Source organism: Streptomyces sp. NPDC107521 (genome assembly GCF_055598485.1).
On record NZ_JBVKAT010000027.1, the window covers coordinates 1 to 18413 of the forward strand.

Consider the following 18413-nt stretch of genomic DNA (forward strand, 5'->3'; position numbering starts at 1 on the left):
ACCGTGATGCTCTCCTCCGCACCCTCCGGACCCACCGGCACCAAAGCCTTGGGCAGCGTCTCGGTGTAGGGGCGCAGACGCCGGCCGGCGCCGGCGGCCAGCACGAGGCCGATCATGCGGGTTCTCCTTCGTCGTGTACGGCGGGTGCGCCGCCCCGGTGGGCGGCGACCCAGAAGCGGATGCTCTCCACGAGCACCACGAGGGCGACGGCCACGGCGAGTGCCGTGAGCGCGGCGGTGAAACCGGTGGCGGTGAGCAGGACGGCCAGCACCGTGACCAGCAGGGTGCGGCCCTCGTGGCCCCCGATCGCCCGCACCAGCCAGTGCGGGGGGGCGCCCGCGTCACCGCGGATGCGGTAGACCGTGTCGTAGTGATGGTAGGCGACCGCGGAGACGAGTCCGAAGGCCGCCGGAAGGGCCCCGCCCACGTCCGCCCGGGCCGCGAGGACCAGGACGGTGCCGTACTCGGCGGCGCGCAGGAACGGGGGGACCAGCCAGTCGAGGGCGCCCTTGAGCGGGCGGGCGACCGCGAGGCCGGAGGTGAGGACGTAGCCGAGGGCGGCGAGGACCGGCCAGGGCCCGCCGAAGCCGGTCAGGGCCGCGGTGCCGACGACGAGGGCGCCGCCCAGCAGGGCGACGGCCGGGGCGGTGAAGGACGGCGCCCGCCGGGCGGGCCCGGCCAGCGCGTGGGCGGCGGCGCCGGCCAGCGGGCCGGAGTCCGCGAGGTCGGCCAGGGCGACGGCGGCCCGGTCGGTGCGCACGGCCCGGCGGGTCAGCGAGCGCAGCACCCGGCCCGCCGTGGTGTACGTCGCGGCGAGGGCGCAGCCGACGAGCAGCGCGTAGAAGGTGACGCGGGGTGTGGTGACGGCGGTCAGCACGGCGATCATGGCCCAGCGCTCGCCGATGGGCAGGACGATCATGCGGCGCAGCCAGACGGTCCAGCCGACGCTGTCCAGCCGGTCGGAGAGGGCGGCGGTGGGGCTGGTGTTGGCGGTGGCGTCGTGGTTCGCCTCGGTGAAGGAGAAGTCCACGACGTGCCGGCAGGTCTGGAGGACCATGGCGCCCAGCGCGAGGGCCCAGACGTCGTCGCCGCCGCGGGCGGCGCCGAGGGCGAGCCCCGCGTAGTAGGCGTACTCCTTGGCGCGGTCGAAGGTGGCGTCGAGCCAGGCGCCGAGCGTGGAGTACTGGAGGGAGTAGCGGGCGAGCTGTCCGTCGGTGCAGTCGAGGACGAACGACGCGATCAGCAGCACGCCGGCGGCGACGAAGCCGCCGCGGGTACCGGTGGCGGCGCAGCCCGCCGCTATGAGCGCGGTCAGCAGCGAGGCCGTGGTGACCTGGTTGGGGGTCAGCCCCCGGCGGGCGCACCAGCGGGCGAGGTAGCGGGAGTAGGGGCTGACCAGGAAGGTCGTGGCGAAGCCGTCACGGGCCTTGACCGCGGACTTCAGGCGTACGGCCTCGTCGTCGACCAGGGCCACGGCCTGGCGGGCCTCGTTGCGGGTCTGGGGGTCGGCGGGGACGGCGGCGACGAGGCGGCCGAGCTCCGGCCGGTGCACGGCGGCGCCGTCGGCGTCGAGGGCGGCGGTGACCCGGTCGGCGAGGGAGTCGACGGCGAGCGCGGTGCCGCCGCCGGGAGCGCCGCCCCCGGCCAGGGCGCGGGCCAGCGCGGGGCGGGCGTCGGGCCGGGCGGTGACGGCGCCGGGGACGGCGGCGAGCGGGAAGCGCGGGTCGGTGAGGCCGAGGCGCAGGGCGTGCGGGTGGCCCACGAAGCGGGCGTCGACCACGGCGACCCGTTCCCCGGCGGGGACCGCGGCCAGCAGCGCGCCGGTCCCGGCGGCGTCGGGAGCGTGGCGCACGTCGAAGCCGAGGGCCCGCAGATCGCCCTCGATCGACGAACCGGGAACCGGCGGACCGGTGAGGATGGCGGTCGACAACCGAACTCATCTCCCTGGATGCCGACGCCTGGGCGCCGGGGACCGTGCATGGTGGAACGCCCGTGCCTGCGGCTCCCGGGCGGCATGTCGGCAGAGGCTATCGGATGGCTCGAACACCGTGTTCACCGCCCGTTTCACGGTCGGTCGGCGTCGTGTGCACCCGCCTTCGCCGCGATCATCATTGTGGATGCGGGCCCCGGCCGACAAACCACACCGGTCCCGGCGGCCCTGGAACCGCCCGTTCCGTCCGGTATTCGCCCAGGTCGGGGCGGTGCGGCGGGGGACGGGCGGACAGCGTCCGCGGCCTTGACGGCGGGTGCGGGGCGCTCCGGCGCGCGGCCGGCCGGAGCGGGGGCGCGGTGCCCGGCGTGGGGGCCGCGGGTGACGTCGCGATCCCCACCGGTCGGGGGCGAGGTGCCGGGCCGGATGCGGAATGGGGTGCGGAACGGGGTGCGGTGCCGGGGCCCGGGTGCGGGGAGGTGTCCGGCGCGGGCGCCGGGGCGTGCGGGGCCGCGTGCCCGGCGCGGGCGCGCGGGGCGATCCGCCCGGGGAGCCGGTCCGCCCAGCGGAACGGTGCCCGGCGCGGGCGCGCGCGGGGCGATCCCGGTGAGCGGGACGGGAGCGTCCGGCGTCGGTGCCCGGCACTGGCGCGCGCGGAGGCGGTCTCCGCGGTGGCGGCGTCGGCCCAGCCGGTCATCGCCCGGCGCGGACGCGCACGAGGCGATCTCCAGGGGTCTGCCGCCCTTCTCGAAGGAGCCGTGCCCCATCGCGGACGGGCGTGGGGGTGAAGCCGGCCATGGGTGGGCGCCGCGGCCCCACCGTGCCGCGCGTGGGCGGGCGTGGGGCAACGGTCCGGGCTCGTGACCGCGCCGTGCGGCGCCACGACCGCCCGGGGCAGGCGCGGGCGGCGCGGCGGGCGACACGGGAACGCGGCGGTGCCGGGGAGCACGGCGGGTGCCGGTGGAAACCGGCGGCGGGCAGGGGCGGCGGGGTGGGAACCCGGCGGGCGCCGGAGGAACGCGCCGGGTGCCGTGGGGCACGGCGGGTGCCCGGCCATCGGGGGGCGCGCGGCCCTGGGAGTGCGCCGGGTGTTCGCGCCCTGGCAACCGTCGTGCTCCCCCGGGCGCGCCCGGGACGGTTCCAAGACCGCGGCCCCGGGAACGATCATCCATCGGGTCCCCATATCCCGGTGTCCCTGCGGTGCGGTCGCGCCCGCGCCGTGGCGCGCGGGACATGCGGTGCACCGGAAAGGGCCGGGACTGCCGCACGGGTACGGCACACTTGGGGCGCGAGGACCGAAGCGAAGGATGGGTATGCCGATCACACCTGCCACCGCGACGCACCGTTCACCGGACGCGTCGGACACGTCGAACGGCACCGCGGACGTGATTCTGCTGGAACTGGTCGACGAGAACGGCGCGACGATCGGCACCGAGGAGAAGCTGGCCGCGCACCAGCCGCCGGGCCTGCTGCACCGGGCGTTCTCCGTGTTCCTCTTCGACGAGCGCGGCCGCCTCCTGCTCCAGCAGCGGGCGCTGGGCAAGTACCACTCCCCCGGTGTGTGGTCCAACACCTGCTGCGGCCACCCCTACCCGGGGGAGGCGCCGTTCGCGGCGGCGGCCCGGCGGACCCACGAGGAGCTGGGGGTCTCCCCCTCGCTGCTCGCGGCGGCGGGCACGGTGCGCTACAACCACCCGGACCCGCTGTCGGGCCTGGTGGAGCAGGAGTACAACCACCTGTTCGTCGGACTGGTGCAGGGGACGCCGAGTCCCGATCCGGAGGAGGTGGCGCAGATCGTCTACGCCACGCCCGCCGAGCTGGCCGAGCGGCACGCCCGGGACACCTTCTCGGCGTGGTTCATGACGGTGCTGGACGCGGCGCGTCCGGCGGTGCGCGAGCTGACGGGGCCGGCCGCGGGCTGGTGAGCCCGGCGGGGGCAGGGCGGCCCCGGCCCGCCGGCGCCCCCGCCCTGCCCGTGCCCTCCCCGTCCCGTCCTCGCCCGGCCCCGTCGGCCCCGTCCCCGGTCCCGGCCGCGCCGCCCCGCCGGGCGGGCGCGGGTCAGTGCGGGGCGAGCGGCAGGGCGGCCCAGATCACCTTGCCGCCGCTCGCCGTGTGGGCGACGTCGCAGGCCCCGCCGGCCTCCACGGCGATCTCGCGCACCAGCAGCAGTCCGCGCCCGCCCGTCCGCCCGTGGTCGGCCTCCAGGGCGGTCGGGCGGTAGGGGTGGTCGTCCTCCACGGAGACCCTGACCCACACCGGCCCGACGGCGACCTCGACGGCCAGCACCGGTGACAGCACGGCGGCGTGCCGGACCGCGTTGGTGACCAGCTCGGAGACGATCACCAGCAGCCCGTGCGCCACCTCTTCGCTGACGGGCACGCGCAGGCGGCGGAGCAGGTCCCGCACCGCGTGCCGGGCCTGCGGCACCGAGGCGTCGACGGCGGGGGCGGTGAAGCGCCAGACCCCCTCGTACGGCACTGGTTGCGCGGGCGCGGGCCCGGTCTCGTCCATCGTCCGGTCGCCGCCCTTGGGCTCGATTGTCACCACGCCCCGAGTGTTGGCAACGCCCGGGTCCGTCCCGGGAGACTGAACGCAAGTCGGCGGGTATCGAGCGAAACTGACCGTCCCCGGCCGTCCCGGGCGGCAGCGGGACTGTTCCTGTCGCGCGGTGGCGGCCACGGACGCGGGGCGCCGCCCGCGGGACGCGGGGCACCCGCCGCGGGCACCGGCCGCGTGAGCGGGACACCGGCCGTGGGGCACCGCGCGCCCGGCGGCTACCATCCGTTGCATGGAGCCCCAGTTGACGCACCGGATCGCCGACTCGGTCGCCACCGTCGTCATCGACCACCCCGCCAGACGGAACGCCATGACGGCGGCGATGTGGCGGGCGCTGCCGGTGCTGCTGGAGAAGCTGGCGGCCGATCCGGCGGTGCGGGTGCTGGTGCTCACCGGAGCGGGCGGCACCTTCTGCGCCGGGGCCGACCTCACCTCGCTGCGGGACTCCCCCGAGGAGGGCACCGCGCTCGCCGTCGTCGCCGAGGAGGCCCTCGCGGCCTTCCCCCGGCCGACCCTGGCGGCGGTGCGCGGCCACTGCGTGGGCGGCGGCGCCCAGTTGGCGGCCGCCTGCGATCTGCGGTTCGCGGAGGAGGGGGCGCTGTTCGGGGTGCCGCCCGCGAAGCTGGGGGTGGTCTACCCGGCGCCGACCACCCGGCGGCTGGTGGCGCTGGTGGGCCCGTCCGCCGCCAAGTACCTGCTGTTCTCGGGCGAGTTGATCGACACCGGGCGCGCACTGCGCACCGGCCTGGTGGACGAGGTCCTGCCGGGCGGCGGACTCGACGACCGGGTCGCGGAGTTCACCCGCATCCTCGTCTCGCGCTCGGCGCTGACGCAGGGCGCGGCGAAGGAGTTCGCGGACGGCCGCGCCGGCCGGGAGGCGTACTGGGCCGGTGAGGCCCGCCGCAGCGGTGAGACCGCCGAGGGCGTCGCCGCCTTCCTGGAGCGCCGCGCCCCGCGGTTCGGCTGGCGGGCCACGGAGCCGGGCTGACGGACGCGCCGCCCCCTTCCGCGATGGCGCGGACGCGGTGCGGACCGGCCGCGGCCCCCTGCCCCCGCCCCCGCCGCGCTCCCCCGCCGTCCGCGCTCCCCCCACGCTCCGGACCGGCTCCCGGAGCGCCCGCGCCGAGGGGCCGGGGGCCGTCGCGCCGGGCCGGACGCGACCGGCCGGGACACCGCCCTGGCCCCCGTTCGCCGTCATCACCTGCCACAATTGCCGCGCAACCCCAGTGGAGAAGGCGGTACCGGATCGTGACGACACCCGGGTCCAGCGGCTCAGAGGCAGCGGGCTCCATCGAAGGCAGGATCGCCGAGGAACTCGGCGTACGGGAGCGGCAGGTGCGGGCCGCGGTGGAGCTGCTCGACGGCGGCTCCACGGTGCCCTTCATCGCCCGCTACCGCAAGGAGGCGACCGAGACCCTCGACGACGCGCAACTGCGCACGATCGAGGAGCGGCTGCGCTACCTGCGGGAGCTGGAGGACCGGCGGGCGGCGATCCTCGACTCGGTGCGCGAGCAGGGCAAGCTCACTCCGGAGCTGGAGGAGCGCATCCGCGGCGCGGAGACCAAGGCCCGCCTGGAGGACGTCTACCTGCCGTTCAAGCCGAAGCGGCGCACCAAGGCGCAGACCGCCCGGGAGGCGGGCCTCGGGCCGCTGGCCGAGCGCCTGCTCGGCGACCCCTCGGTGGACCCGTCGGCGGCGGCGTCCGCGTTCGTCGACCCCGACAGGGGCGTGGCCGATCCGCAGGCCGCCCTGGACGGGGCGCGGGCGATCCTCACCGAGAGGTTCTCGGAGGACGCCGACCTGATCGGCGAGTTGCGCGAGCGGATGTGGGGGCGCGGGCGGATCACGGCCCGGGTGAAGGAGGGCAAGGAGGAGGCGGGCGCCAAGTTCGCGGACTACTTCGACTTCGCCGAGCCGTTCACCGCGCTGCCCTCGCACCGGGTCCTGGCGATGCTGCGGGGCGAGAAGGAGGACGTGCTCGACCTCGTCCTGGAGCCCGAGGAGCCCACCGACGGCCCGTCCTCGTACGAGGGGATCGTGGCGCACCGGTTCGGCATCGCGGAGCGCGGACGGCCCGGTGACCGGTGGCTGAAGGACACGGTGCGGTGGGCCTGGCGCACCCGCATCCTGGTGCACCTCGGCATCGACCTGCGGCTGCGGCTGCGCACGGCCGCCGAGGACCAGGCGGTCGACGTCTTCGCGGCCAACCTGCGGGACCTGCTGCTCGCCGCGCCGGCGGGCACCCGGGCCACGCTCGGCCTGGACCCGGGCTTCCGCACCGGCGTCAAGGTCGCCGTGGTGGACGCGACGGGCAAGGTCGTCGCCACGGACGTGATCCATCCGCACGTCCCGGCCAACCGGTGGGACCAGTCGCTCGCGAAGCTGGCCCGGCTGGCGAAGGAGCACGCGGTCGAGCTGGTCGCGATCGGCAACGGCACGGCCTCCCGGGAGACGGACAAGCTGGCCGGTGACCTGATCGCCGCGCACCCGGAGCTGAACCTCACCAAGGTGATGGTGTCCGAGGCGGGCGCCTCCGTGTACTCGGCCTCCGCCTTCGCCTCGCAGGAGCTCCCGGACATGGACGTCTCGCTGCGCGGCGCGGTGTCCATCGCGCGCCGTCTCCAGGACCCGCTGGCCGAGCTGGTGAAGATCGACCCGAAGTCCATCGGCGTCGGCCAGTACCAGCACGACCTGTCCGAGGTGAAGCTGTCGCGTTCGCTGGACGCGGTGGTCGAGGACTGTGTGAACGGTGTGGGCGTGGACGTCAACACCGCCTCGGCGCCGCTGCTGGCCCGGGTCTCCGGGATCACCTCCGGGCTCGCCGAGAACATCGTGGCGCACCGCGACGCCAACGGGCCCTTCCGGTCCCGGACCGAGCTGAGGAAGGTGTCGCGGCTCGGGCCCAAGGCGTACGAGCAGTGCGCGGGCTTCCTGCGCATCCTCGGCGGCACCGACCCGCTGGACGCGTCCAGCGTGCACCCGGAGGCGTATCCGGTGGTGCGCCGGATGGTGAAGACCACCGGGCAGGAGGTGGCCGCGCTGATCGGCAACACGACGGTGCTGCGGTCGCTGCGGCCGGACGGGTTCGTGGACGGGACGTTCGGTCTGCCGACGGTCACGGACATCCTCCGGGAGCTGGAGAAGCCGGGGCGCGACCCGCGTCCGGCCTTCCGCACGGCCACCTTCAAGGAGGGCGTGGAGAAGATCTCCGACCTGGCGTCCGGGATGGTCCTGGAGGGCGTCGTCACCAATGTGGCCGCCTTCGGGGCGTTCGTCGACGTGGGCGTCCACCAGGACGGGCTGGTCCATGTGTCCGCGATGTCGAGGACGTTCGTGAAGGACCCGCGGGACGTGGCGAAGCCCGGGGACATCGTCCGGGTGAAGGTGCTGGACGTCGACATCCCGCGCAAGCGGATCTCGCTGACGCTGCGGCTGGACGACGAGGCGGCGCCGGACGGCGAGGAGCAGCGGGGCCGCCGCCAGGGCGGGCGTCCGCCGAAGCAGCGGCAGCAGCGCGAGGGCTCCGGGGCCGGGCAGGGCACCGGGAGCGACGGCCGGAGCCGGTCCGGAGGCGGCCAGGGCCGGTCCGGAGGCGGCGGGCAGGGCCGTTCGGGCGGCGGCGGGCAGGGCCGTTCCGGTGCGGCACCGGCCGCGAACGGGGCGATGGCCGACGCGCTGCGGCGGGCCGGACTGGCGTAGCCGCCGACGGCGACGCCGCCGGGGGCGGGCCGGACCCGGTCCGCCGCCGGGCGGCGTCGCTCAGGCCGGGGCGGTGTCCCGCGGCTCCGGCGGCCGGGGCCGGGCGGCCCGGGCCGTCGGCAGCGCCAGCACCATGGTCAGCCCGCCGCCCGGGGTGTCCTCCGCGCGCAGGGTGCCGCCGACGGCCTCGGTGAAGCCCCGGGCCACGGCGAGGCCCAGGCCGACGCCCGCGCCGGCCGGGGCGTCCCCGTACCGCTGGAAGGGCTCGAAGATGCGGTCCTTGGCCTCGTCGGGGACGCCGGGGCCGCGGTCGACGACGCGCAGTTCGACGCGGTCGCCGAGGGCGCTGGCCGATACCAGGACCGGGGAGCCGGGCGGGCTGTACCTCACCGCGTTCTCCACCACGTTGGCGACGGCGCGCTCCAGCAGGCCCCGGTCCACGTGGACCATGGGCAGCGTCTCGGGGATGTCCAGGTCGACCCCGTCCCCCGGGACGCCGACCAGCGCCATGGGGACCACCTCGTCGAGGTCGGTCTCGCGCGGCAGTGGTGTGACGGTGCCGGTGCGCAGCCGGGAGATGTCCAGCAGGTTGCCCACGAGCTGGTCGAGCCGGTCGGCGCCCTCCTCCACCGACCGGAGCAGTTCGGCCCGGTCCTGCTCGGACCACTCGACGTCGTCGGAGCGGAGCGAGGAGACCGCGGCCTTGATCCCGGCGAGCGGGGTGCGCAGGTCGTGGCTGACGGCGGCGAGCAGGGCGGTCCGGATCCGCCCGCCCTCGGCCATCCGGCGGGCGCGGCCCGCCTCCTCCCGCAGCCGCTGCTGGTCCAGCGCCACGGCGGCCTGCGCCGCGAACGCGGCGAGGACGCGGCGGTCGGCGGCGGGCAGGACCCGGCCGCGCAGCGACAGGAGCAGGTGCTCCCCGGCCGGGACGTCCACGTCCCCGGGCTCCGGCGGTCCGGCCGGGCGGGGGCCCACGCTGCCCGCGCTGGTCCAGGGGGCGGTCTCCGTCTCGCGTTCCAGCAGGGCCACCGACTCCTGGGCGAAGGTCGCCCGCACCCGCTCCAGGAGCGCTTCGAGGCTGGTCTCGCCGCGCAGGACGTTCCCGGCGAGGAAGGAGAGGATCTCCGACTCGACGCGCAGCCGGGCCGCCTGGTGGGCGCGGCGGGCCGCCAGGTCGACCACCGAGGCCACGGCGACGGCGACGCCGACGAATATGGCGATGGCGACCATGTTCTCCGGGTCGGCGACGGTCAGCGCGCGGGCGGGCGGGGTGAAGTACCAGTTGAGCAGCAGCGAGCCGACGGCGGCGGAGGCCAGCGCCGGGAACAGCCCGCCGACCAGCGCGGCGGCCACCGTCAGGGCCAGGTAGAGCAGCATGTCGTTGGCGAGGCCGACGGACGGCGCGGCGCCGGTGAGCAGCAGGGTGAGGAGGGCGGGGCCGAGCACCCCGGTCAGCCAGCCGGCCAGCACCCTGGACCTGCCCAGCCGGGCGCCCCGCGCCGCCGGCAGCCCCCGGCCCTTGCCCATGGCGTCGTGCGTGATGAGGTGGACGTCGATGTCCGTCCCGGACTCGCGGGCGACGGTGGCGCCGACACCGGGGCCGAAGACGTACTGCCAGGCCCTGCGGCGGGAGACGCCGAGGACGATCTGGGTGGCGTTGGCGCCCCGGGCGAAGTCGAGCAGGGCGGTGGGGATGTCGTCGCCGACCACCTGGTGGAAGGTGCCGCCCAGTTCCTCGGCCAGGGTGCGCTGGGCGGCGAGTTCCCCGGGCGGGACGGCGGTCAGGCCGTCGCTGCGGGTGACGTAGACGGCCATGACCTCGCCCCCGGCGCCCTTCTCGGCGAGCCGGGTCGCGCGGCGGATCAGGGTGCGGCCCTCGGGGCCGCCGGTGAGCCCGACGACGATCCGCTCCCGCGAGCCCCAGATCGCCTCGACCCGGTGGCGGCTGCGGTACTCGGTGAGGTACTCGTCGGCCCGGTCGGCGACCCAGAGCAGGGCGAGTTCGCGCAGGGCGGTGAGGTTGCCGGGGCGGAAGTAGTTGGAGAGCGCGGCGTCCACCTTGTCGGGCCGGTAGACGTTGCCGTGGGCCATGCGGCGGCGCAGCGCCTGGGGCGACATGTCGACCAGTTCGATCTGGTCGGCGCGGCGGACCACCTCGTCGGGCACGGTCTCGCGCTGGCGGACCCCGGTGATGGACTCGACGACGTCGCCGAGGGACTCCAGGTGCTGGATGTTGACGGTGGAGACCACGTCGATGCCCGCGGCGAGCAGTTCCTCCACGTCCTGCCAGCGCTTGGCGTTGCGCGAGCCGGGGACGTTGGTGTGGGCGAGTTCGTCGACCAGGGCGACCGCCGGGCGGCGGGCCAGCACCGCGTCCAGGTCCATCTCCGTGAAGGCGCCGCCGCGGTGGTCCAGCCGGACGCGGGGGATCCGCTCCAGCCCGCTCAGCATCAGCTCGGTGCGGGGCCGTCCGTGGTGCTCCACGAACGCCACGGCGCAGTCGGTGCCGCGCCCGACGCGCCGGTGCGCCTCGGAGAGCATGGCGTAGGTCTTGCCGACGCCGGGCGCCGCGCCGAGGTAGATCCGGAGTCTGCCGCGTGCCATGGTCATCCCTCGAAGCGGTAGCCCATGCCGGGCTCGGTGATCAGGTACCGGGGGTGGGAGGGGTCGGCCTCCAGTTTGCGCCGCAGCCGGGCCATGTAGACCCGCAGGTAGTTGCTCCGGCCGCGCTGGGAGGTGCCCCAGACCTCGTGGAGCAGGTGCCGCTGGGTGACCAGCCGCCCGGGGCTGGTCACCAGGATCTCCAGCAGGTGCCACTCGGTCGGGGTCAGCCGCACCTCGTGGCCGTCGCGCACGGTCCGCCGGGCGGACAGGTCGACCGTGAAGGTGTCCGTCTCGACGGTGGAGACCTCCGCCGCCGGTGCCGCGCCCTCGGTGCGCCGGACGGCGGCCCGGACCCGGGCCAGCAGCTCGTCCATGCTGAAGGGCTTGGTGATGTAGTCGTCCGCCCCGGCGTCCAGCGCGGCGACCTTCTCCCCGGACGCGTGCCGCGCGGAGAGCACCAGGACGGGCACCCGGGTCCAGCCGCGCAGCGCCCTGATGACGTCGACGCCGTCCATGTCGGTCAGGCCGAGGTCCAGCAGGACCACGTCGGGCCGCCGGACCCGCGCGGTGCGCAGCGCGGCGGCCCCGTCGGGCGCGGCGTCGGCCTCGTAGTCGCGGGCCCGGAGGTTGAGGAGCAGCGCGCGGGCCAGCCGGGCGTCGTCCTCCACCACCAGCAGGCGGGTCGCGGGCACGGGCGGCGCCTGCGGCGCGCGGCCGGGCGGCGTGGGCGGGGCGGGCGCGGCGGAGGCCGCCGGGAGGGGGGCCGGGGGTGTGACCCTCGGGCGGGCGGCGGTCGTCATCGGTCCGCCTCCGTCACGAGGCCGCGCAGCGCGATGTTCAGGGCGAGCACGTTGACCCGGGGCTCGCCGATGAACCCGAGGGTGCGGCCCTCGGTGTGCCGGCCGACGAGTTCCCGCACCCGTGCGAGGGGCAGGCCGTTGCGCAGGGCGACCCGGGGGGCCTGGAGGGCGGCGTAGGCCGGGGAGATGTGCGGGTCCAGGCCGGAGCCGGAGGAGGTGACGGCGTCGGCGGGGACGTCGGCGGGGTCCACCGGGTGGCCGGGAACGGAGTTGTCCCGGACGACGGCGGCCCGCGCGGCCCGGACCCGCCGGACGAGGACGGGGTTGTCGGCGGCGAGGTTGCTCGCGCCGGAGACGAGGAGGTCGTAGCGGGTGTTGAGGCTGTTGGTGCCCAGCCCCTCCCGGGGGCGGCCCTGGAACCACCTCGGGTCGGGCCGCGGGTCCTCCCCGGCCCCGCCGGACGGCAGGTCGTACGACTGGCCGATCAGCGCGGAGCCGGCGGTGCGGCCGTCGGCGCGCACCTCGGAGCCGTTCGCCCGGCCGGGGAGGAGCGCCTGGGCGGCGCCGGTGACCGCGAGGGGGTAGAGGACGCCGGTGAGGAGGGTGAGGGCGAGCAGGGCCCGCAGGCCCGCTCCGAGCGGACGGAGCGTACGGGAGACGGAGTTGTCCATGGCGGTCGGCACGCTTTCGGGGCGTCAGAGCCCGGGGACGAGGGAGAGGAGCAGGTCGATGAGCTTGATGCCGAGGAAGGGGGCGGCCAGGCCGCCGAGCCCGTAGACGGCGAGGTTGCGGCGGAGCATCCGGTCCGCGCTCATCGGGCGGTGGCGCACGCCCCGCAGGGCGAGGGGCACCAGGGCCACGATGACCAGCGCGTTGAAGATCACCGCGGAGAGGATCGCGGAGTGCGGCGTCGAGAGCCGCATCAGGTTGAGCGCGTCCAGCCCCGGATGCGCCCCGGCGAACAGCGCCGGGATGATCGCGAAGTACTTGGCGACGTCGTTGGCGAGGGAGAAGGTGGTCAGCGCGCCCCGGGTGACGAGCAGTTGCTTGCCGATCCCGACGATCTCGATGAGCTTGGTGGGGTCGGAGTCGAGGTCCACCATGTTGCCGGCCTCCTTGGCGGCCGACGTGCCGGTGTTCATCGCCACGCCCACGTCGGCCCGGGCCAGGGCCGGGGCGTCGTTGGTGCCGTCGCCGGTCATCGCGACCAGCCTGCCGCCGGCCTGCTCCCGTTCGATCAGGGCCATCTTGTCCTCGGGGGTGGCCTCGGCGAGGAAGTCGTCGACGCCCGCCTCCTCGGCGACGGCCCGCGCGGTCAGCGGGTTGTCGCCGGTGATCATCACCGTTCTGATGCCCATGCGGCGCAGCTCCGCGAACCGCTCCGGCATGCCGTCCTTGACCACGTCCTTGAGGTGGACGACGCCCAGGACGCGGGCGCCGTCCGTGTCCGCGTCCGCCACCAGCAGCGGGGTGCCGCCCGCCGCGGCGATCCCGTCGGCCCGGCGCAGCGCGTCCGGGGGGATCCGGCCGCCGCGCCCGGTCACCCAGGCGGCCACCGACGCGGCGGCACCCTTGCGGACCGCGCGCCCGCCGACGTCGACGCCGGACATCCGGCTCTGCGCCGTGAACGGGATCCACTCGGCGCCCTCCGGAGCCCGCCGCCCCGTGTCGCCCTCGCCGTGCAGCTCCTCGGCGAGGGCGACGACCGAACGGCCCTCGGGGGTCTCGTCGGCCAGTGAGGCGAGCCGGGCCGCCGCCGCCACCTCCGCCTCCGTCGCGCCGCCGACGGGGACGAACGCGGCGGCCCGCCGGTTGCCGTGGGTGATGGTGCCGGTCTTGTCCAGCAGCAGGGTGGAGACGTCGCCCGCGGCCTCGACCGCGCGGCCGGACATCGCCAGCACGTTGCGCCGCACCAGCCGGTCCATGCCCGCGATGCCGATGGCGGAGAGCAGGGCGCCGATGGTGGTGGGGATGAGGCAGACCAGCAGCGCCACCAGGACGGTCGTCGTCGGGCGGGCCCCGCTGTGCCCGGCGAGCGGCGGGAGCGTGGCGCAGGCCAGCAGGAAGACGATGGTCAGCGAGGCGAGCAGGATGTTCAGGGCGATCTCGTTGGGCGTGCGCTGCCGGGCCGCGCCCTCCACGAGACCGATCATCCGGTCGATGAAGGTCTCGCCGGGCCGGGCCGTGATCCGGACGACGATCCGGTCGGACAGCACCCTCGTGCCGCCGGTGACGGCGGACCGGTCGCCGCCGGACTCCCGGATGACCGGGGCGGACTCGCCGGTGATCGCCGACTCGTCCACCGAGGCCACGCCCTCGACGACGTCGCCGTCGCCAGGCACGGTGTCCCCGGCCTCGCAGACCACCCGGTCGCCGACGGCGAGCCCGGTGCCGGGCACCCGCTCCTCGGTTCCGTCCGCGCGCAGCCGCCGGGCGACGGTGCCGGTCCTGGCCCGGCGCAGGCTCTCGGCCTGGGCCCGGCCCCGGCCCTCGGCCACCGCCTCCGCCAGGTTGGCGAAGAGCACGGTCAGCCAGAGCCAGGCGCTGACGGCCCAGCCGAACGGATCGCCGGGGTCGGTGACGGCGAGGACGGTGGTCAGCACCGAGCCCGTCCACACGACGAACATCACGGGCGAGGCGATCTGCGCCCGGGGGTGCAGCTTGCGCAGCGCCCCCGGCAGGGCCCCGGCGAGCAGGGCGGGGCCGAGGGGTCCGGCGCCGGGGCGGGTCCCGGCGGGCGGACGGCGGGCGGCGGGGGCGTCGTCGGGGGACGTCCGGGCGGGTGTGGCGGTGGACATGGTGTCCTCGTGCCTCCGTGTACGGGTGGTCGTCACGCCAGCCCCTCGGCCAGCGGGCCCAGGGCGAGGGCCGGGAAGTAGGTGAGACCGGTGACGATGAGGACCGCGCCCGCCAGCAGTCCGGCGAAGAGCGGCTTCTCGGTGCGCAGCGTCCCGGCGGTGACCGGGACGGGCCGCTGCCCGGCGAGCGAGCCGGCCAGGGCGAGGACGAACACCATGGGCAGGAACCGGCCGAGCAGCATGGCGAGCCCGGTCGTGGTGTTGTACCAGTCGGTGTCGGCGGCGAGCCCCGCGAAGGCGGAGCCGTTGTTGTTGGCGGCCGAGGTGAAGGCGTAGAGCACCTCGGAGAGGCCGTGCGCGCCCGGGTTGAGGATCGAGTCCGGCGGGGTGGGCAGCGCCGTCGAGGCGGCGGTGAGGACCAGCACCAGGGCCGGGGTGACGAGGATGTTGAGCGCCGCGAGCTTCATCTCGCGGGGGCCGATCCGCTTGCCCAGGTACTCGGGGGTGCGGCCGACCAGCAGTCCGGCGACGAAGACCGCGACGACGGCCATCACGAGCATCCCGTACAGCCCGGAGCCGGTGCCGCCGGGCGCGACCTCGCCCAGCATCATCCCGGCCATCGCGACGCCGCCGCCCAGCCCGGTGAACGAGGAGTGGAAGGAGTCCACCGCGCCGGTCGAGGTCATCGTCGTCGCCACCGCGAAGATCGCCGAGCCGCCGACGCCGAAGCGCACCTCCTTGCCCTCCATGGCCCCGCCCGCCGCCTGGAGCGCGGGGCCATGGTGGGAGAACTCGGCCCACATCATCAGGGCGGTGAAGCCGAGCCAGAGGGCGGCCATGGTGCCGAGGACCGCCCGGCCCTGCCGCACCGATCCGGCCATCACGCCGAAGGTGCGGGTCAGAGCGAACGGGATCAGCAGGATCAGGAAGACCTGGAAGAGGTTGCTGAACGGGGTGGGGTTCTCGAAGGGGTGGGCGCTGTTGGCGTTGAAGTAGCCGCCGCCGTTGGTGCCCAGCACCTTGATGGCCTCCTGGGAGGCGACCGCGCCGCCGTTCCACTGCTGGACGCCGCCGGCGAACTGGCCGACCCCGTGGACGCCGGAGAGGTTCTGCAGGGCGCCGCAGGCGACCAGGACCAGCGCCCCGGCCGCCGCGACGGGCAGCAGCACCCGCACCACGCCGCGCACCAGATCGGCCCAGAAGTTGCCCAGTTCACCGGTGCGGGAGCGGGTGAAGCCGCGCACCAGGGCGACGGCCACGGCCATGCCCACCGCCGCCGAGACGAAGTTCTGCACGGTCAGGCCGGCGGTCTGCACCACGTGGCCCATCGTCTGCTCGCCCGCGTAGGACTGCCAGTTGGTGTTGGCGACGAAGGACGCGGCCGTGTTGAACGCCTGCGCCGGGTCCACCGGCCCGAAGCCCGGGGAGCCGGGCAGGAGGCCCTGCAGCCGCTGGAGCAGATAGAGGAGGAGGACGCCGACGGCGGAGAGGGCGAGGACGGCGCGCAGGTACGCGGGCCAGCGCATCCCGGCGTCGGGATCGGCTCCGATCCCCCGGTAGATCCACCGCTCGGCCCGCAGATGGCGGGTGGAGCGGTAGGTCCGGGCCATGTGGTCGCCCAGCGGGACGTGGAGCAGTGCCAGTGCCGCCACCAGGGCGAGCAGTTGGAGCACACCGGCGGTTACGGGACCCATGCGGCTCTCAGAACCTCTCCGGGAAGAGCAGGGCGAGGACGAGGTAGCCCAGCAGGGCGACCGCCACGACCAGGCCGGCGGTGTTCTCGGCGGTCACAGCTTCGCCACCCCCCGGGCGACGAGGGCCACCAGCGCGAAGACCGCGGTGGTGGTGAGGACGAAGGCCAGGTCGGCCATCGCTGGCTCCTTGGGCGTCGGGTCATCCGGCGAGCGGATCGGACGCCTTGAAGCAAACAGCCGGGCGGGGCCCGGTCACGAGGTCCGTTGACGCCTTCGATACGGCGCCCCGGCCACCTTTGACGGCTCCCTGACGAGGGGGCGGGCGGCGGGGCGGGGTCCGGCGCGGCCGTGCCGCCGCGCCGGGCCGAGGGCGCGGGAACGCACCGGGGCGCACCGGGGTGCCGGGAGGCGCGGTCCTCCCGGCCGGGCGCGGATGCGCGGGCCGTGCGCGGGGCCGCCGGGGGCGCGGGCGACGCGGGAGCCGTTGGGCGAGGGAGCCGCCGGGGCGCGGGCGACGCGGGGTCCGCCGGAGCCAGGGGGGGGCGGCGGGGGCGCCGGGACGCGGGCGCTGCGGGGCCGGGCCCCTGGCCGGGGCGCCCTTCCCCGGGCGCCGTCCGGGCGGGGAAGGGCGGCGGGGGACCTACGCGTGCTCGGTGAGGGTGCCGTCGGTCAGGTGCAGGCGCCGGGTCAGGCGTACGGAGTCGAGCATGCGGCGGTCGTGGGTCACCAGGAGCAGGGTGCCCTCGTAGTTGTCGAGGGCGGCCTCTAGCTGCTCGATGGCGGGCAGGTCGAGGTGGTTGGTCGGCTCGTCCAGGACGAGGAGGTTGACGCCCCGGCCCTGGAGCAGGGCGAGGGCGGCCCGGGTGCGCTCGCCCGGGGAGAGGGTGGCCGCCGGGCGCAGCACGTGGTCCGCCTTGAGGCCGAACTTGGCCAGCAGGGTGCGCACCTCGGCCGGTTCGGTGTCGGGGACGGCGCCGCGGAAGGCGTCCAGCAGCGGTTCGGGGCCGTGGAAGACGGCGCGCGCCTGGTCCACCTCGCCGAGCAGCACGCCGGAGCCGAGCGCCGCGTGGCCGGCGTCCAGCGGGACCCGGCCCAGCAGGGCGCCGAGCAGCGTGGACTTGCCCGCGCCGTTGGCGCCGGTGAGGGCGATCCGGTCGGCCCAGTCGACCTGGAGGGTGACCGGGCCGAGGGTGAAGCCGCCGCGGCGGACCTCGGCGTCCCGCAGGGTGGCGACGACCGCGCCGGACCGCGGGGCCGAGGCGATCTCCATGCGCAGCTCCCACTCCTTGCGCGGCTCCTCGACCACCTCCAGCCGTTCGATCATGCGCTGGGTCTGGCGGGCCTTGGCGGCCTGCTTCTCGCTGGCCTCGCTGCGGAACTTGCGGCCGATCTTGTCGTTGTCGGCGCCCGCCTTGCGCCGGGCGTTCTTGACGCCCTTGTCCATCCAGGCGCGCTGGGTCTGGGCCCGGTCCTGGAGGGCGGCCCGCTTGTCGGCGTACTCCTCGTACTCGTCGCGGGCGTGCCGGCGGGCCACCGCGCGCTCCTCCAGATAGCCCTCGTAGCCACCGCCGTAGAGGTTGATCCGCTGCTGGGCGAGGTCGAGTTCGAGGACCTTGGTGACGGTGCGGGCGAGGAACTCGCGGTCGTGGCTGACCAGGACGGTCCCGGCGCGGAGCGAGCGGACGAAGCGTTCGAGGCGCTCCAGGCCGTCCAGGTCGAGGTCGTTGGTCGGCTCGTCGAGCAGGAAGACGTCGTAGCGGGAGAGCAGGAGGGAGGCGAGACCGGCCCGGGCCGCCTGGCCGCCGGAGAGGGAGGTCATGAGCTGGTCCGGGCCGACCGTCAGTCCGAGGGTGGCGGCGACCTCCTCGGCCCGCTCGTCGAGGTCGGCGCCGCCCAGGGCGAGCCAGCGCTCCAGGGCTGTGGCGTAGGCGTCGTCGGCGCCGGGGGCGCCCTCGACCAGGGCCTCGGTCGCCTCGTCCATGACGCGCTGGGCCTCGGTGACCCCGGTGCGGCGGGCGAGGAAGTCCCGGACGGTCTCGCCGGGGCGGCGCTCGGGCTCCTGCGGGAGGTGGCCGACGGTGGCGGACGGCGGGGACAGGCTCAGCTCGCCCTGCTCCGGGGTCGCCAGCCCGGCGAGCATCCGCAGCAGGGTGGACTTGCCGGCGCCGTTGGCCCCGACGAGCCCGATCACGTCACCGGGCGCGACGACGAGGTCGAGCCCGGAGAACAGGGAGCGCTCGCCGTGGCCGGCGGCGAGGTTCTTGGCGACGAGGGTGGCAGTCATCAGGGCACCGATCCTAGGGCCTGCCGTCCCGCCGCCCTCGTCCGCCCG

General features: G+C 75.9%; 13 protein-coding genes. 3 read left to right on the plus strand and 10 right to left on the minus strand.

All coding sequences use genetic code 11. The annotated features are described in order from the left end of the window. Together ACZ7LB_RS28935 and ACZ7LB_RS28940 are read right to left on the minus strand one after the other, a co-directional pair. Positions 1 to 116: sugar phosphate nucleotidyltransferase (locus ACZ7LB_RS28935; RefSeq protein WP_365213003.1), on the minus strand; the 116-nt coding region annotated here is incomplete at its 3' end. After that, complete coding sequence (locus ACZ7LB_RS28940) at positions 113 to 1930, minus strand: DUF5941 domain-containing protein (RefSeq protein ID WP_471472156.1); 1818 nt, start codon at positions 1928 to 1930, stop codon at positions 113 to 115. The genes ACZ7LB_RS28940 and ACZ7LB_RS28935, both read right to left, overlap by 4 nt. 1313 nt (positions 1931 to 3243) lie before the next feature. Between ACZ7LB_RS28940 and idi the strand changes: the two genes are divergently transcribed. Further along, on the plus strand, positions 3244 to 3855 hold the full coding sequence (gene idi, locus ACZ7LB_RS28945; protein WP_471472159.1) for an isopentenyl-diphosphate Delta-isomerase: 612 nt from the start codon (positions 3244 to 3246) through the stop codon (positions 3853 to 3855). Between the two features lie 133 nt (positions 3856 to 3988). Here idi and ACZ7LB_RS28950 read toward each other — a convergent pair whose 3' ends face one another. After that, positions 3989 to 4441, minus strand: a complete 453-nt coding sequence (locus ACZ7LB_RS28950) for an ATP-binding protein (protein ID WP_471472278.1) — start codon at positions 4439 to 4441, stop codon at positions 3989 to 3991. A gap of 277 nt (positions 4442 to 4718) precedes the next feature. On the opposite strand from ACZ7LB_RS28950, the gene ACZ7LB_RS28955 reads away from it, so the two are divergent. Both ACZ7LB_RS28955 and ACZ7LB_RS28960 read left to right on the plus strand, forming a co-directional pair. Further along, positions 4719 to 5474 (plus strand): enoyl-CoA hydratase/isomerase family protein, encoded by a 756-nt coding sequence (locus ACZ7LB_RS28955; protein WP_471472162.1) that lies wholly within the window; start codon positions 4719 to 4721, stop codon positions 5472 to 5474. 260 nt (positions 5475 to 5734) lie between these two features. Beyond that, positions 5735 to 8185: a Tex family protein gene (locus tag ACZ7LB_RS28960; RefSeq protein WP_471472164.1), complete on the plus strand. Its 2451-nt coding sequence runs from the start codon at positions 5735 to 5737 to the stop codon at positions 8183 to 8185. 60 nt (positions 8186 to 8245) lie between these two features. Here the strand turns inward: ACZ7LB_RS28960 and ACZ7LB_RS28965 are convergent, their stop codons facing one another. From ACZ7LB_RS28965 to ACZ7LB_RS28995, 7 genes are all read right to left on the minus strand, one after another. Continuing rightward, positions 8246 to 10789, minus strand: coding sequence for an ATP-binding protein (locus tag ACZ7LB_RS28965; RefSeq protein WP_471472166.1), 2544 nt, complete (start codon positions 10787 to 10789; stop codon positions 8246 to 8248). A 2-nt stretch (positions 10790 to 10791) separates the two neighbouring features. Beyond that, positions 10792 to 11481, minus strand: a complete 690-nt coding sequence (locus tag ACZ7LB_RS28970) for a response regulator (RefSeq protein ID WP_471472168.1) — start codon at positions 11479 to 11481, stop codon at positions 10792 to 10794. Positions 11482 to 11585: 104 nt separating this feature from the next. Then, positions 11586 to 12260: a K(+)-transporting ATPase subunit C gene (gene kdpC / locus ACZ7LB_RS28975; RefSeq protein ID WP_471472171.1), complete on the minus strand. Its 675-nt coding sequence runs from the start codon at positions 12258 to 12260 to the stop codon at positions 11586 to 11588. Between the two features lie 24 nt (positions 12261 to 12284). Further along, positions 12285 to 14387, minus strand: coding sequence for a potassium-transporting ATPase subunit KdpB (gene kdpB / locus ACZ7LB_RS28980; RefSeq protein ID WP_471472280.1), 2103 nt, complete (start codon positions 14385 to 14387; stop codon positions 12285 to 12287). Between the two features lie 32 nt (positions 14388 to 14419). Beyond that, on the minus strand, positions 14420 to 16081 hold the full coding sequence (kdpA, locus tag ACZ7LB_RS28985; RefSeq protein ID WP_471472173.1) for a potassium-transporting ATPase subunit KdpA: 1662 nt from the start codon (positions 16079 to 16081) through the stop codon (positions 14420 to 14422). A 7-nt stretch (positions 16082 to 16088) separates the two neighbouring features. After that, positions 16089 to 16178 (minus strand): K(+)-transporting ATPase subunit F, encoded by a 90-nt coding sequence (kdpF, locus tag ACZ7LB_RS28990; RefSeq protein ID WP_471472175.1) that lies wholly within the window; start codon positions 16176 to 16178, stop codon positions 16089 to 16091. Between the two features lie 543 nt (positions 16179 to 16721). Beyond that, complete coding sequence (locus tag ACZ7LB_RS28995; protein WP_471472177.1) at positions 16722 to 18365, minus strand: ABC-F family ATP-binding cassette domain-containing protein; 1644 nt, start codon at positions 18363 to 18365, stop codon at positions 16722 to 16724. Positions 18366 to 18413: the final 48 nt, after the last annotated feature.

Bases quoted from the DNA above. Each gene is read 5' to 3' on its own strand.
- kdpA (WP_471472173.1), bottom strand. From the start codon at position 16,081: ATGGGTCCCGTAACCGCCGGTGTGCTCCAACTGCTCGCCCTGGTGGCG.
- idi (WP_471472159.1), top strand. From the start codon at position 3,244: ATGCCGATCACACCTGCCACCGCGACGCACCGTTCACCGGACGCGTCG.
- ACZ7LB_RS28995 (WP_471472177.1), bottom strand. From the start codon at position 18,365: ATGACTGCCACCCTCGTCGCCAAGAACCTCGCCGCCGGCCACGGCGAG.
- kdpB (WP_471472280.1), bottom strand. From the start codon at position 14,387: ATGTCCACCGCCACACCCGCCCGGACGTCCCCCGACGACGCCCCCGCC.
- kdpC (WP_471472171.1), bottom strand. From the start codon at position 12,260: ATGGACAACTCCGTCTCCCGTACGCTCCGTCCGCTCGGAGCGGGCCTG.
- ACZ7LB_RS28950 (WP_471472278.1), bottom strand. From the start codon at position 4,441: ATGGACGAGACCGGGCCCGCGCCCGCGCAACCAGTGCCGTACGAGGGG.
- ACZ7LB_RS28965 (WP_471472166.1), bottom strand. From the start codon at position 10,789: ATGGCACGCGGCAGACTCCGGATCTACCTCGGCGCGGCGCCCGGCGTC.
- ACZ7LB_RS28955 (WP_471472162.1), top strand. From the start codon at position 4,719: ATGGAGCCCCAGTTGACGCACCGGATCGCCGACTCGGTCGCCACCGTC.